The 14,921-nt window shown below is 37.9% G+C and carries 18 protein-coding genes; 2 read left to right on the plus strand and 16 right to left on the minus strand.

Annotation, left to right across the window (positions count from 1 at the left end):
- Nucleotides 1–2: 2 nt before the first annotated feature.
- From ACFFHT_RS00430 to ACFFHT_RS00465, 8 genes are all read right to left on the minus strand, one after another.
- Complete coding sequence (locus ACFFHT_RS00430; protein WP_382372413.1) at nt 3–1,142, minus strand: phage late control D family tail protein; 1,140 nt, start codon at nt 1,140–1,142, stop codon at nt 3–5.
- Nucleotides 1,139–1,576 carry a phage tail protein gene (locus tag ACFFHT_RS00435; RefSeq protein WP_382372415.1) on the minus strand — a complete coding sequence of 146 codons (438 nt, stop codon included), beginning with the start codon at nt 1,574–1,576 and terminating at the stop codon, nt 1,139–1,141. Before ACFFHT_RS00435 ends, ACFFHT_RS00430 begins: the two co-directional genes overlap by 4 nt.
- Nucleotides 1,577–1,578: 2 nt before the next feature.
- Entirely contained in the window at nt 1,579–2,046 is a 468-nt protein-coding gene (locus ACFFHT_RS00440) for a hypothetical protein (RefSeq protein ID WP_382372417.1), read from the minus strand.
- Nucleotides 2,033–2,623 carry a DUF4376 domain-containing protein gene (locus ACFFHT_RS00445; protein ID WP_382372418.1) on the minus strand — a complete coding sequence of 197 codons (591 nt, stop codon included), beginning with the start codon at nt 2,621–2,623 and terminating at the stop codon, nt 2,033–2,035. Before ACFFHT_RS00445 ends, ACFFHT_RS00440 begins: the two co-directional genes overlap by 14 nt.
- On the minus strand, nt 2,620–2,757 hold the full coding sequence (locus ACFFHT_RS00450) for a GpE family phage tail protein (protein ID WP_382372420.1): 138 nt from the start codon (nt 2,755–2,757) through the stop codon (nt 2,620–2,622). The genes ACFFHT_RS00445 and ACFFHT_RS00450 overlap by 4 nt, the downstream gene beginning before the upstream one ends.
- Before the next feature lie 5 nt (nt 2,758–2,762).
- Nucleotides 2,763–3,062, minus strand: coding sequence for a phage tail assembly protein (locus ACFFHT_RS00455; protein WP_382372422.1), 300 nt, complete (start codon nt 3,060–3,062; stop codon nt 2,763–2,765).
- A gap of 62 nt (nt 3,063–3,124) precedes the next feature.
- Nucleotides 3,125–3,631, minus strand: coding sequence for a phage major tail tube protein (locus tag ACFFHT_RS00460; RefSeq protein WP_382372424.1), 507 nt, complete (start codon nt 3,629–3,631; stop codon nt 3,125–3,127).
- Nucleotides 3,632–3,642: 11 nt separating this feature from the next.
- Nucleotides 3,643–4,842, minus strand: coding sequence for a phage tail sheath protein (locus ACFFHT_RS00465; RefSeq protein ID WP_382372426.1), 1,200 nt, complete (start codon nt 4,840–4,842; stop codon nt 3,643–3,645).
- A 149-nt stretch (nt 4,843–4,991) separates the two neighbouring features.
- On the opposite strand from ACFFHT_RS00465, the gene ACFFHT_RS00470 reads away from it, so the two are divergent.
- Nucleotides 4,992–6,020: a tyrosine-type recombinase/integrase gene (locus ACFFHT_RS00470; protein ID WP_382372428.1), complete on the plus strand. Its 1,029-nt coding sequence runs from the start codon at nt 4,992–4,994 to the stop codon at nt 6,018–6,020.
- A 1,355-nt stretch (nt 6,021–7,375) separates the two neighbouring features.
- Here ACFFHT_RS00470 and ACFFHT_RS00475 read toward each other — a convergent pair.
- Entirely contained in the window at nt 7,376–7,579 is a 204-nt protein-coding gene (locus ACFFHT_RS00475) for a hypothetical protein (protein WP_382372430.1), read from the minus strand.
- Between the two features lie 271 nt (nt 7,580–7,850).
- Nucleotides 7,851–8,126: a hypothetical protein gene (locus ACFFHT_RS00480; RefSeq protein ID WP_382372432.1), complete on the minus strand. Its 276-nt coding sequence runs from the start codon at nt 8,124–8,126 to the stop codon at nt 7,851–7,853.
- 181 nt (nt 8,127–8,307) lie between these two features.
- On the opposite strand from ACFFHT_RS00480, the gene ACFFHT_RS00485 reads away from it, so the two are divergent.
- Nucleotides 8,308–8,529, plus strand: a complete 222-nt coding sequence (locus tag ACFFHT_RS00485) for a hypothetical protein (RefSeq protein WP_382372433.1) — start codon at nt 8,308–8,310, stop codon at nt 8,527–8,529.
- Here ACFFHT_RS00485 and ACFFHT_RS00490 read toward each other — a convergent pair.
- The 6 genes from ACFFHT_RS00490 to ACFFHT_RS00515 form a co-directional block, all read right to left on the minus strand.
- The gene (locus ACFFHT_RS00490) at nt 8,526–9,701 is read right to left on the minus strand and encodes a phage tail-collar fiber domain-containing protein (RefSeq protein WP_382372435.1); all 1,176 of its coding nucleotides are present in this window, start codon (nt 9,699–9,701) and stop codon (nt 8,526–8,528) included. The two genes, ACFFHT_RS00485 and ACFFHT_RS00490, sit on opposite strands and share 4 nt — an antisense overlap.
- Before the next feature lie 3 nt (nt 9,702–9,704).
- Nucleotides 9,705–10,241, minus strand: a complete 537-nt coding sequence (locus tag ACFFHT_RS00495; RefSeq protein WP_382372437.1) for a phage tail protein I — start codon at nt 10,239–10,241, stop codon at nt 9,705–9,707.
- Nucleotides 10,234–11,148, minus strand: coding sequence for a baseplate assembly protein (locus ACFFHT_RS00500; RefSeq protein ID WP_382372439.1), 915 nt, complete (start codon nt 11,146–11,148; stop codon nt 10,234–10,236). Before ACFFHT_RS00500 ends, ACFFHT_RS00495 begins: the two co-directional genes overlap by 8 nt.
- Entirely contained in the window at nt 11,145–11,477 is a 333-nt protein-coding gene (locus ACFFHT_RS00505; protein WP_382372441.1) for a GPW/gp25 family protein, read from the minus strand. The genes ACFFHT_RS00500 and ACFFHT_RS00505 overlap by 4 nt, the downstream gene beginning before the upstream one ends.
- On the minus strand, nt 11,477–12,016 hold the full coding sequence (locus ACFFHT_RS00510; RefSeq protein ID WP_382372443.1) for a phage baseplate assembly protein V: 540 nt from the start codon (nt 12,014–12,016) through the stop codon (nt 11,477–11,479). Before ACFFHT_RS00510 ends, ACFFHT_RS00505 begins: the two co-directional genes overlap by 1 nt.
- Before the next feature lie 139 nt (nt 12,017–12,155).
- A complete protein-coding gene (locus tag ACFFHT_RS00515) occupies nt 12,156–14,861 on the minus strand; it encodes a phage tail tape measure protein (RefSeq protein ID WP_382372444.1) in 2,706 nt (901 codons plus the stop codon).
- Between the last annotated feature and the right edge of the window lie 60 nt (nt 14,862–14,921).

Here is a 14,921-nt window from a genome sequence, read left to right on the forward strand (position 1 = left end):
TGTTATTCCTTGTTAGGACTTAACTCAAACTCCACATTACTTGTATAGCCGCTATCGTTTAAATTATGTGTAACTTGAGTAACAATCCATTTACTACTATCAATTTGTCCCTTAAAGCCAGCCAAAACGGCTGGCATTTCTGGGATTAATTCAGGTCTGCCGTAAGCAAGCGTTAGCGAAAAACTAGCAACACCACGCTTCATTTTATCATATGCGGCTTTTGCTCCAGTAATTGCCGCTGCTTCTGTTTTATAAACGTGACGTAGTGTTTTCATTTGATTGGCGTCCGTTTCGACTGGCTGATGTTGAACTAATACATTTTTTTTATTTTTACTGACTTTACCCGTTTTTGTTATAGCATTTTTTCGCTGTATGTCTGAATTTGCATCAATAACAACATCGCCTTTTTTGCCGCTATCTGGATCATAGTAATAAGCACGCACTGCACTATAATTATCTCCCTCCGCAATATTAAAACGATAACTATCGCCCGATTGTTTTGTAATCAAGATTGACGGCAACGGCTTACCGTTAGCGGTTTTCATTTCGCCTGCATAGAAAAACATTAAATAACCATTTTTTACCGTGGCAATGGCATCATATTCTTTTGCAAGGCGCGTGAGTAAATTAATCGTACTTTCATTTTGTTGATCTAAGTGTTCGATAGTTTGCTCGCCAAGTTCCTTATCGCAAAGCGGTTTTAGCTTGTTCTCCGTGGCAAGTTGTGCCACTAAATCTTTAATTTTTATTTTATGGAATGAACGCTCTTGCTTTGTTGTTAGTGAGCCGAATAGATCTGCCGACCTTGCTCGCAAAACAAGCGTATCAGGCGGACCACTAAACTCAATCTCGTCAACTTTATAACTACCTTTATCGACTAAGCCTGCATCTTTAAAACCAATCGCTAAATTAATTGTTGCACCACGGCTCGGTAATACTAGCTCGCTATCGTGATCGCTTAATGTAATATCAAGTTGATCTGCCTCAAAACCGCGATTATCGGTAAGCGTGAGCGAGATTAAACGCTCGCTGACAATGTGTGTAATATCTTTTTGCGTTTTATCATCTTTTGATGTAACAACAACCTTAAAAATAGGTTTGCGATGATTGCTATTAAAGAGATCACTAATAATATCAATCATAAGTAATCCATTACTTTTTGCACGAGCTTAACAGACAGCGGATCATCTGTACGCTTTAATGTCATACTAAAATCAATTAATCGTGGTGCGCCGTCCCCGAATAACTCTGTCCGTTCTTCACTAATTTTTTCAATCACGAAATAACCTATCAGCTCAAACGTTGCGCCATCAATCAACGGGTAAGCGTCGCCCAAATCTGCCATAAGTTCCAACAGTTTAATGCTAACTCTTCCGCCCGTAACTTCGGGAGCTAAACGCCCGCTAATGGTGATAGTTTCGCTTTCTTTGCCAATAAATTGAGTTTTTGGCATTAAGCCAATAACGCTATTTGTTGGATGTCGCCAAGATGATTCACGGCTTAATGATTGAAAAGGGATTGTTCGCTGCATAAAAACGAACAATCCAAGTGAAGCAAGTGCGAAATTTTGAAACATTGCTATAAATCTTCCGCCATTCTTTTGCAAACAATATAGAGATCATTAGGGGAGAATCGCCAGCTTTGATTAAATCCCAGTGCCGCAGCACAAAATTCTGAACAAAACCATTTATTAGCAGATTGTCGCCATTTTAAGACAACACCAATCGCACCAAGCCAATCATAATCTTGCCCTTTCACTCCATTGTAAAAATAATCTAAGTAACGTTTATCTAAATCAATCGGCACAAGATCCCATTTTTCTAAATCTAGTTGCATTCGCTTATGACGTACACCGCCGTCCCGCACCGAAGCAGAGAAGCAATGATAATCGCCTTCCTTAGTGCGATAAACGATTTCGCAGTGCGAATATTTACCCTTCGTTGTTTTACGCGTTAACCAATCGCAAAACCTTGCCCAGATAGCGGATAGTGATTTACCTTGTTTTTGCCCCTTATAAAAAGCGATATAAATATTATTCTGCTGCATAAATCTCGCTCCAACCTGTTGAGTAGTCGTAATTATCTGGATCATCACTTGCTAACATTCCAAGTCTGTGTTGTTCTGCGTTTGCAAAATTAGCTTGTTCCATCTGCAAAATCGCTAGTGACAACTTATCAAGTAATGTTTTATCCATTTCAACAAACGTCCCGTCCATTGTTTTCCAGTTTAGCGTTTCGAAAACTGGTAACGTCCGCATAAATGTGTACTGTTGCCGACTTGGCTCGTCCGTATGAAACCATTTATCAACGCTAGCGACATAAACGCCGCTATGCGTTCTTTTATAGCGCTCCGCTTTAATCCTTTCCCAAACCGCATCTTGCCGCTGCTCAATCGGAATAATGACTGGAGGCGCATCAACCACTTGCCCATCAATATATAATTTATTCTGGTTAACAAGTTGCTGTTGTAATGTGCCGTCATCTTCGAGATAGAGATAATTCGGATATTTCTCTCGCGCCATTTCTTTAGCTTTTTCAAATGTCTGCGCAGTAATACCAATCACAAAAGAGGTTTCACGCTTGCCCGTTTCTGGGTTAATAATAATTAGATAATCGTTTTTCATTCCGTTTGACTTCGTTCTATTGCTTTTTCACGCCATGACATTAATTCATCTAAGTACATATCGTTAAATGTTGATGGCTGCCAATGAAAGACCGTTGCAATATCTGCAATCGCGTCATCAACGGTCTTTGGCACTAAAATCACGCCGTTTCGAGTTGATCCGGTTTGATAAAAAAAGTGATAACGCTTGTCGCTAATTCTGTAAAATCAACAATATCAAGCGATTTAATTTCCACTTCTGTTAACGCTGGCGAGGTAACGCGAGGTAACAACCTCGTAATTGCGTCAACATCAACATTAAGTACGTCAACCAGTTTTAGCCCCTTTAACGCAAAGACATTCGGCTTATTAATCACAATGTCTGTAATTGTGTTTTCGCCACGACGAATACCTGCAGTTAATGTTACTGTTTTTTGATTATCTGTTTTTACTTTAGTCATTTTTTAATCCTTAAGTTGTAATTGAGAAAAGCCCCTTTACGGGGCATAGGGTGGTGTAAAAATTAGATACCGATTGCTGCTCGGTGATCTGCTAACTTATCGTCGCCATCAACGATATAGATCATATTCAGCATATCGATTTCAACGACATCACGACTATTTTCAATGAGCTTGTAATAGGTTAATGAGGCTTTAAATGTTTGTTCCGTATCATCGCCAGCCTTGCTATTTCCTGGGTCGATTTCAGTAAAACGACCGTGCATTACAATTTCAATCGGCGTTACCTCGCCGCTATCATCTTGTTGATACGCTCCTGTAAAACGTAATTGCACGTCTGAAATATTTTTGCCAAATTGGCGGAATAGTTCGGTCATATAACCGCCCATCTTGATTTCTGCTTCCAGCTTTTCTAGACCAAGATCAACGTCAACCGCACCAATCATTCCGCCAGAGCGATACTCTTCAGATTTAATTGCCAGTTTAGGTTGCGTAACTTCGGTAACTTGTCCTCGATAGTTATTACCATCAATAAACATATTCATATATTTTAGTTTTCTTGGCATTGCCATGTGTTACGCTCCTATGAATTTACTCGACTAACAAAATCAACAAGATAAGAATCGGTAAAGCGTTGATTGAATTGCAACTGTTCTAGTGGCGGTACAGGTGTATAGTCATAATCAATAATTAACTTACCGTCTGATAGATTTTCTTTCGAATTTAGATCTGCAGTAATCCAAGCGTTACCGCCCATCAACATACCTTTATTTGTAAGATCGCGCCATTTCGCTTTGATGCCCTCGATAATGTCTTTCACTAATGTAACCGACATATCTTTATCCATCGCCCAATCAAACGCTTGTGCAATTGTATCTTTCAGCACTTGTGCCGTGCGGGTGTAAACTTCAAACTTAAATTTAGGTTCGTCCGAACAGGTGCGCAAGCCCCAAAAACGGAATCCGTTGTGGTTAACACAACAGGTAATGCCTTTTTCATTCAAAAAGTTTACGTCTGTTGAGCTGTCGTTAATATCAAAGTAAATTTCTTTTGTAACGCCAGAAACGCCGTTAATCGCTTTATTAGAAATAGAAGTATGCCAACCTTGCTCTTTGTCTAAATAAGCACGCACTGCTGCAGCTCGCACGACCGCATAATCGACTTCATCTTTGAGTGTAATAGGATTAAACGAAATGAAATCGCCAAAGATCAACATGATTTCACGTTGTGAGAAGTTTTTGCGATACGTGATAACTTCTTCTTTAGTGTTGCAACCGTAACAAGAGAGATAAGCAAACGCGTTCATTTTCGCTGCCAATGCAGCTAACTCGACAGCAACTTCTTTCGTATCATGTTTTGGCACGCATAAAATACGCGGCTTAATTCCGTATTTAACTGATGCAGTGAGTAAGGCTTTCATACCCGTATAATTTCCCGTTGCGTCAGTAGTGCCGATAATATTCGCGTTCATTTCTGACGTATATTCTTCTGATTCCGTTGATTCATCGTGTGTTGATTCCGGCACACGCACAACAATCACTTTACAGTTAACAATATCAGCAATGCCATCTAGTGATCTTGCTAGCGTTCCTTTTGTGCCAGCTTTGGCAATGTAGGCTTGTGGGTTGGTAAGCAATACAGCTTTATTTAGCGGAAAAGTATCATCGTCAGCGTCTGGTGCAGTAGCGACTAGCCCAATAATGGCTGTTGATACCATTTGAATTGAGCGAATGCCTTCTGTAATCTCGTTGACTCTGACCCCGTGTAGGTATTCTTCGGACATAGCAAATCCTTGTTTCTGTTTGTTGTTGAGATATTGCTATTGTGATTGTCAGCTAATTTATATGCTATTTAATAAATTTGTGAAATTACTTATCACATTACAGAGCTTGTAAGTTAGCTTGTAAGTTAGACACTAAAAAATAGGAGAAAATGATGAGATTACCTAATGGCTACGGAAGTGTAATAAAATTAAGCGGCAACAGACGCAGACCCTATATTGCGAGAAAAACTGTTGGATATGATAAAAATGGTCGGCAAATTTATCACATCATCGGTTATTTTGCGACAAAAGATGATGCTATTACTGCTTTATCTAACTACAATCAGCAAGATATTCCTGAGCCATCAATTACTTTAGCTAAAGTATTTCAAGCGTGGTACCCAATTCACTCGAAACATGTCGCAGAATCTACGGCTGAAAGTTATAAAAATAGCTATCGACATTTAGAACAAGTTATATCTATGCCGATAACAAAAATAAAATACCGACATTTACAAGCTGTTATAGATAAAATGCGAAAAAACAATTTATCTTATGCAAGTATGAAAAAAGTTAGATCATTAATTAATCAACTTTTTGCTTACGCAATAATCAATGAGTGGTGTGAGCGTGATTTTGGAAAATATCTTGAAATGGGGAAAAATATTATTAAGCACCCTCATAAACCATTTACCACACAACAAATAAATAAAGTTTGGAAATGCACTCAAGAAAATACAGATCTTGTATTAATCTTGCTATATACGGGAATGAGAGTGGGCGAGTTATTGAATTTAAAAAAATCAAATATTAATCTTAAACAAAAATATTTTGATATTGTTACATCAAAGACAAAATCGGGTATTCGTATTATTCCAATACACCCTCGAATCTTGCCAATCGTTGAACGAAGAATAAAAGAGAATCCTAAATCAAAATATTTATTTTCGAACTCCGACTTAAAACCTCTCTCATATACACAAGCAGCGAATCAATTTGAAAAAGTAATGCGAGTAATTAAAGCCAAGCATAATACGCATGATTGTCGTCATACAGTTGCAACATTACTCGACGCTGCCGACGCAAATAAAGTTGCCAGAGATCGAATATTGGGTCATGCGTCTAGCAATGTTGGTGATGCTGTTTACACACATAAAACGCTACAACATCTCAGAAAAACTATTAATCTTTTAAAATAGTGCTACTTTTATGATCTTTTAAACAAAATTTAAAACACGTTTAAAGCATTGCTATATCTGCTTTAAGCGTGTTACTTATTTGATCCTTAAATATGTATTTTTGAGCAAATTTACTCAATTTACCCCGCAAAAATCATTCCCCAAGGGGGAATATTTAACAATGGGATTATAAGTAGAGGTATAGGTATTTTTGAGTTAAGTAATCCGATATCTTTTTCAAAGAATTTATTGCATGCAGAAGTGCATGAAAACAATCCTGAGGGTTGGGTGGAATCTGGTGTTTGTAATGTAATGACTGCTGATTTATCACTATCAACAACATCTATAACTATTGTATTCAACCGAGAAATTTTGCAGTCGGGTGGCACTAGACAGTCAAATTCGTGTTCAATCAAAGCTGTTATGATTGGCATTTAGTGAGCCAAGGGGGACGGTATTATTCTAGCGACATTGATTTTGTTGTTGTCAAACCTATTTTTTCAAAAACCTTATATTGTGATTTTTTTGATTCGTCTAGTTTAAAACCCCCAGTCTATTCCGGTGCTTCAGATGCTAAGGATGATAAAATATTTTTTTATATAAAATCAGATATCTATCTAGGTAGTTTACATTGGTTTTCGATTTGCATTTCATAGCCAAGGGGGAACGTTTGTCATTAACTCTTCGCAATTTATTGTTACACTACCAGTTATTGTTAATAAAGTTTTGTTTGCTACAAATGCACAAATTGAGGGCGATACTGATAGTGCACCGCCGTATTATTATGCGTGGAGTGTAATTGGAGCTGACAATAAAAGACAAATACGTTTTCTGACTAATAAAAATCTGCCGTACGCGGATACCCAGCAATGGGTAGTTATTGCTTATTAACCGAGCCAAGGGGGAAGCGCTTATGTAATAACAACAGCAACTGTAAAAGATTCTGTTGCTGAACGACAAATAAATTATGCGACATCATTTTCTAAAATATTAAATACAACAATCACAACAATGACTAGTGATGAATCGTATGAAAATAATTTCTCAATATCAAAACAGAATAATAATGGTTTTAATGTTGTTATGATCCGTATTACTGGGAGCAATAATGATTTAACGCAGGGAACTTATATTAACTATCGTGCGTGGGGTATCGCATAGCCAAGGGGGAGATTTCTTAAACAAAATAAAAGATGGTGATACATTTTACTTTCCGATTGCAGTTAATGTTCCACTTTGCGCTTTTGCATCAGATTATACAAGCACACAAAATCCAATTGTGTATAGCTTTTACTCTTATACACAAACATCATTTAGAGTCGTTACTGAAAGACTAAATTACCCAGCATTTAGTGAAGTGTGGGGCAGATATGTATTTATCGGCAAATCATAAAATACTTTATAGTTTCTAAATTTGCTTTTGTGATAATTTTTAGCACATTTGTGCCATATGTCAGTTGCATTGTTGTATCTCTATCTGAAACAGTTAAGTCTGCTGATATATCAACTGCATCACAATATAAAACATTATAGTTAAAAAAATTAAGTGCGGGAGTTATTGATATTGATGTCCCGCTCATAATTACACCTCCCCCTTGGCTATAAGGTATTAAGCTAAAATCCGATTACTAATGTACGTAAGTACCAATTGCCTACGGTGCCAATGTGAGACATACCTTTTAGAGTTATTTTATTCTCTAACCTAGGTCCTTGATTGCTTTCCGATACGATAATTGATCCGCTACCTGCGTGTAACCCAACAATCTTATAAGATCCTTTATTTAAAAATGAGATTGGAAATGTAATTGTAGTATATCCATCAATTGTTGCTGTATCTATCCCTTGGCTAGGCTAAATACCTGTTGCTAAATACATATATGTTGTTTCGCCAGCAGTGTATTTACTGCACGAAAAATAAGTATTATTAAATTGTACATTTTCGATAACACTTCTGTCGCCACTAATTGGAGCAAATCCTCCGGTGTAAAGAGGTTTTAATTTAAATGTGATTGGGTAATTAATAGACTTTCTTTCAGCACCATTTAGATAAAAGTATCCCCCTTGGCTAGACTCCAACAGACACATAGCGACTATACAATGATGTGATAGATGTAATACGTCTGCCATAAACCTGGATTTTACTTAAACCCAAGCCGTAAGATAAAACACATGGATTGTTTGTGTCTGTCATATCAGCCCCAGTTGCAACGAAATGCTTTGAGGAATATGTAATCGGTAATGTGACATAATCACCGCTATTCAAATTATTAATCAATCCCCCTTGGCTAGCCAAGGGGGAAGAGTTGTTATGAGTGATGGCGTTGCTTACGTTGACATAATATATCCAGTATCTACAAAAACAACTCTAACAATATTTGGCTATGATACATTAAACAGTCAAGCAGAAATAATGAATGAAAATCATTCAATATCAACAAATTTTTATTACTCGACAAATAACGGAACTAGAATGTTATCAGCAAACAAGAATACAGCATCATTAGCATGGTTCGGATGTTTTAAATCCTAAACTCCGAACGCTACCCAAAAACACCCAAATCCAGAAATTTGATTATTAAGATAAACTTTTACATGTAATTCTTGTGCTTGATTTATCCAAGTTGTTTCATATCTTGTAATTACAACTGAATTCGGATTTTGATTACCATCTGCCATATGAGGAGTTAACATTCTAACTGGCACCGCAGAACTAAATCTAATCGGATAACTAATTATTCTAATTTCATTACCTCCTGCATTAAAAAATCCCCCTTGGATAATTAGGTTCCCAAAAAGCTTGCCGAAGCATATCCACCACGCATTAGGATTATTAAAATCATATCTAACACCCAACGCTGACAGCGTTTTCTCTCCGATTATTGCAATGATATTATTTTTAAATTCATCTTGATTATGCGCTTTAATACCAACAATCAGATCATAGACTTTTTTAACTGCCCAACTTGTCGCAACATTGTCGGAGCTTGTTGAGTTAATCTCATCTGACTTTTTGCTATTTGGAATATAGTTCGCCAGATTTGAGATGATACCGCTGATCAATCTTTTTAGTTTCTTAATAACTCTTAATGTTGGCGCTTTCTTATCATCATCATTATTATCAGCACTATCATCATCATCGCTAAGCTCAACGATACCAGCAACGCCGACCCTTGCTTTATTAATTTCGTGCGAATGTCCTGTTTGATCAAATTTATTACGTGATTCTGCTGTTATCGTTTGCGGTTCTAACTCTAAACGTGTTGCGTAAACTGTCGAACTATCAATCGTCAATTCAACATTTTCAGCAGATTGCACTTTTAAGATTAAGCGAATTAATAATGATTGACCGCTACCGCTCGAAAGCATTGGCTTGAATGTTTCTGGATAATTACCAACCGCAATTAGCTGATCCTGTTCGTTATAAACACCAATTTCACGAATATAAAAACCGCCAATTTCAGGAGGAATATTTAGTTCAACGACAACATTTTGATTATTATTTCTATCAGAATAAACTGCAGTAACAGTGTTGCGATAAACTTCGTGCATTAATGCTGTTTGCGTGCGAAGCGGTACAACTGCTGCACCATTGCCATCTCCGACAGCAATTTTCTTAACTTTAACCGTATCTACATCAGCAACTGCTTGAGCAACATCTAATTCGCCCTGCGCCGTCAAAATTGAATAATATTGTTTTGCCATTTTTTAGTCCTTAGGATAAATAGTTGTAATTGTGCCAGTCGTGATAGTGCTTGCTGTGTTTGTATCGCAGATGTTTGTTAATGTAATAATGAGCTGGCGTAGCGTGCGTGATACAGGTTTTGTGTTATCAATTAAGCGTAGTAATTCTTTATTTAGCTTTTCAGTTAATCCTGATGCGGGAACTTCAATCGATAATCTAAATGTTCCCGCTTGTGCTGCGGGAGTTTCTTCAAACCATTCTGTCAAATCGGTGATATAGCCAAACGGCTCAATAGCACGCTTGATTGCTGATATTGTTCCTTTGTATTTATGCGTTCTGAATGCGTTACGAATTACTTCACGTTTCTTTTCTTGATTCCAACTTTCTTCCCAATAATCAACGGATAGCGCCCACGCTAAAAATGGGAGCAGCGGTTCTGGGCATTTGTCTGCGTTCCATAAAATTGAATAGTCCACATTCAGATGCTCAGCTAATGCACAAATTTGAGCTGCTTTTTGTTCTAACTGACTTGAGCCAACGGGTAACAGTGATTTAGTCATCTGATTCTGCGACCTCCAAATTGATTGATTCGCAGTAACCAGCTTGATCATGTGCTAGCACAATGTTTTGTGTTGGCTGTATTACTTCAACGCGTTGTACGCCTTCAACGTGTAGTGCGGCATGGATTGCAGAGATATTAATATCTTTACCAAGTCTTAATTGGCGACGAACAAATTCATTAATTCTTTTTAATGCTTCGGCTTTAATCGGTTCTGCTTCCGGACCTTTATATGTGTATAGTGTTGCTTGGATTTGATAGGTTCTAATTTGTGCGGATTGTACTGTTACGCGGTCGGCAACAGGACGTACATTTTCATCATTTAATGCAGAGCGTACTTTATTTAAGAGATCTGCTTCTGCGGTTCCGTTGCCGTTATATGACAAAACAGACACAGTCACATAACATGGCTGTGGTGAATAAACATCAACATCCGCAACACGTCCATCACTCGATAAAGCGTGATATTCATAACTTGACTTTGCGCCTGCCGTGCTGATCGAATCAAATGCTAATTGAGTGCGATAGCGTAATGCTTCATCACTTTCTAAAATTTCAAGAATCGGTGGATTTGCAGTAGTGTCTGCTTGTTGGATAACTAAACGCGCTACATTGTAATTAGCGGCGATAGCATCAAGATCTGCACCAGTTGCGTGTGCCAGTGATACGGCTAATGCACCGTTATTAATACGTTGTCTAAGTAATAATTCTCGATAAGCATTTTCTTGTAATAGCTTAACGATTGGCTCGCTTTCTAACTGCAATCGTTGTAACCAAAAATCTTTGTCTTCTTGCTTGTCGTATAATGCAATAAATGCTTGTTTCCTTGCTTCAAAGATCGCTTCAAAATTTAATGCTTCGACAAAATCAGGCTGCGGTATTTTTGATAAATCAATTAATGCACTCATAACGTTAAGCCTATTTTTTGATAGTTGATGTTTTGTTGATTACGTTTAAGTACGCCGCTTAGATCTGCTACAATTTTTTGATCTTGCAGATAAACCTTAAATGCTTTTATGTCGATACGCGGCTCCCACTGTTTTATTGCAATAATGCAAGCCGCAGATATTTGCAGCATTAGTGCTTGACTTAACGGACGATCGATAAGTTGATAGAGATAACTGCCGTATTCACGCCGTTGAATTCTTGATCCGACAGCAGTAATTAAAATATCGGTAACAGACTGTTTAATATGTGCTATTTCATCGGTGATTTGTGTGCCGTTACTTTTGTTCATTACTGCGGTTTCCCTGTTTTGCCACCGCTGTCGCCCGGGTAAATGTGCTTAACTAGGCTAATTCCAGACGCAATGACATCACCGTCAGCGGTGACATCGCCTTTGACGTGTACATTGCCAGTGCAGGTCACGTTTGGCGTGTCGGCGGTAATGTATTGGCTCGCTTGGATTAAAGCAGTGCTGATCCCTCGTGCGATCAGGGCGTGCGTTTGTTGGTTGTAGATAATGGTTGCACCGTCTGCAAATTGGATAACGTGTTCATCAGGGCTATTGCTTGGTGATTGATTTTTTAAATAGATACCAGTAATAACCACGCCCGTATTGAGTTCGCCGCTGGGTGCAAGCAACAAGCATTGTTCGCCAACAGTCGGTGGCGACCAAGTGACGGTTGTTCCTGTGCGCAAGGTTAAAAATGGCAACCAGTCACTAATTATTTGTCCCGATTGCACCCTTGCTCTTGCTTGTTGATAATCCACGGCGTGGATAACGCCAATCTTGATTAAGCTTTCAAGTCGGCGAATGATGTCTGCGATATTCATACCGCTATTATTGAGAGGATAAAGAGGGTAGGCGAGCTGATAAGATTGTGAGATTTGCTATCACAAATAGAGATAAAAAAAGGAAAGTTTTAAACTTTCCTTTTTTTGTTGGTTTGATTTGTTAATTATTGAGTAACTTTTAATCTCTGTCGGACAATAAACTACGATTTTTTGCTTGTTGTTGTCGTTGTATAGACTCAATTTCTTTTCTTACCGCTGCCGCGATTGCTTCTGGATTGCCGTTTTGCACATTGATATTTATTGAGATGTTCATTGGCGTAGATTGTACTTGTGTTTGTCGCTGTTGTTGCACTGCAATAGGCGGTCTATTGTCAATGCTAACAGGTTGAGCAAAAGCCACGCTACTTGCTAATCCTGCAGCAACCATTCCTGCTTTAGCGGTTTTTGCTCTGTGTAGTGTTGATAAAAAGCCAGTGCCGAGGCGGGAAGTCGCTTCTTTATTAAATACAAACTCGCCACGATGCACAATGCCCGCTGGATCGTATTTACCACCGCTACCAGTATAACCGCCTGTGGCTTTTTGTTGTGTTAATACCCCTCGCATAGCTTCATCCATTAAAATATTGGTACCACCGTGGAATTGTTGTACTGCTTTTTGTAGCGATTCTTGTTCTGCTTTTTCTTTAATTTCATTAATTTTTGTTTCTGCCTCGGTGGAGAAGCCGAGTTTTTGTTTAATCCAATCAACTTTTTCTTTTATGTAATTGGTAACTGAGCTGAATTTATTTTCAATACCTTTTTTTAGTGAATCTACAATATTTGTGCCAAATTGCACAAAATTATCCGGCAGTTCTATCCCAAAATAGGACATTACTTTAGCTAAAGCTTTGTAAAATAGCCCGATGGGCGACCAATTCACAATAAGCTTTCCAATTTCACCAATTCCACCGTCGAACGTGGCTTTGATGTTTGTCCAAATTTGCACAAAAAAGTTCTTGATTGGTTCCCAGTTTTTATAAATAAGGTAGCCAATGGCTGCTAATGTTGCAATCACTGCTACAATAGCAAGAATAATAGGATTCGTCATTGCAAATAAAGAAATCACTCTAATTAGCCCTAAGAATTTACCACCTAGTGAAAGCGCTATTCCGCCAACTTTTAGAAATCCTAACCCCATTCTTGCTATTGGGTAGAGTATAAAACTCGATGCAATACTTACTGCACCGATTACTGTTGCGGCACTGGCTAAAATAGCAACCCATCTAATAATTTTCGAGGTAAGCTCTGGATTCGCTTTTATCCACTCATTTACTGTTCTTAGCCAGCTCGTTGCGGTTTGCGTAAGTTCTCGCAGTGCTTTCGATTGCCCGTCAAAAATAGTAATACCCAACGCTTCACGGGCAGAATCAAGTCCTTTTAAATCACCCATTAAATTGTCGGACATAGTATCCGCAACTTTTTGACTAGTACCTTGTGCTTCTTTTAGTTTTCTAAAAAACTCCTCAATATTTCCTTCACCTGCTTGCTTAATTAATTCTGCTGCTGCGGTCGCGGCTTCTTCGCCAAAAATATCTTTCAAAATAGCAATCTGATCGGCACTACCCATTTTTTTTGTTTTCTTAGCAACATCAGCCAAAATATCAGGTACTGCACGTAAATTACCTTTCGCGTCTTTGGTTTTAATGCCTAATTTATTAAGTTGTTTTGTGGCTTCTTTTGTTGGTCCAGATAATCGGTTGAGCATAGCTCGTAACGCCGTCCCAGCTTGAGATCCTTTAATCCCTACATTACCCAGCAACCCCACCATTGCCGCCATACTTTCAAAACTTTGTCCTGTTTTAGTGGCGATAGGTCCAACATATTTCATTGATTCGCCGAGCATTTCTAGGTTGACGTTTGAGCTAGTAAAGGTAAGCGTTAGTACATCTGCAACATGACCCATCTCTTCAGCTTTTTTTCCATAGCCACTTAAAATATCTGAGCTAATATCTGATACTCGCCCCATATCCATATCAGCCGCTTTTGTCATGTTAAGGATAGCTGGCATTGATTGAGTAATTTGTTCTTGGTTAAATCCTGCCATCGCTAAATAACTTTGACCTGCAGCGACATCTGTTGATGTAAATGATGTTGTTGCCCCTAGATTGATCGCTTGATCTCTTAATGCCTTTATTTTTGCTGCATCTTCAGCATTGTTTTTGTCTAATCTGGTTAATGCCTGTACTTTTGAAAATGCTTGTTCAAACTCAACTGCTGGCTTCATCATCGCAGCACCAGTACCTAATACAGCCCCGCCCATAACCATTGAGCGTTGTCCGAATTCTTTTGTTTTATCACTCGTATTTTTTAGAGCTTCTACTTGTTTTTGATATTTTTGTTGTTGTGCTTGTACTTTATTTAGTCTTTCTAGTGATTGTTTTTGTTTATCAATAGATTTAGTAACGCTATCAATTTTAGTTTTTAATTTTGTATCTTCTGTCGATAAATTTTTACTGCTTATACCAGCTTGCTGTAACGCTGTCCGCATTTCTTTTAATTTTGCGATTTGTTCAGTATGTTTTACTTTCAGCTTTTGTACTGATTCATGTGCCTTTTTATAGCTGTTAGTGAGTTTTGTTGTTGGATTATCATTATTTTTTAATTCTGTTTTTAATTGTGATGCTTTTGTTTTCGCTTGATCAAATTGATTAGCTGTTTGGGAGAGTGTTTTCTCTAACTCACGATAAGCACTAATGAGTTTTTGCTGTTTTTCTAATGCTTTTCGTTGTTCATATTGATCTTTTAATGCTGTTGATAATGTCTTACTAGCTTTGGATGCACTTTTAAACGGTGCAGTAATTTTATCTACTGCATTTAATAAAATAGTTAAATTGAGATTGCTCATAGTTTTACCCTGTTTTGGTTGACATCATTAATATCGCTATCAATAATGTAATAAAACGAT

It is taken from the genome of Gallibacterium melopsittaci, assembly GCF_042433085.1.
GTDB classification, from domain to species: Bacteria; Pseudomonadota; Gammaproteobacteria; order Enterobacterales; family Pasteurellaceae; genus Gallibacterium; species Gallibacterium melopsittaci.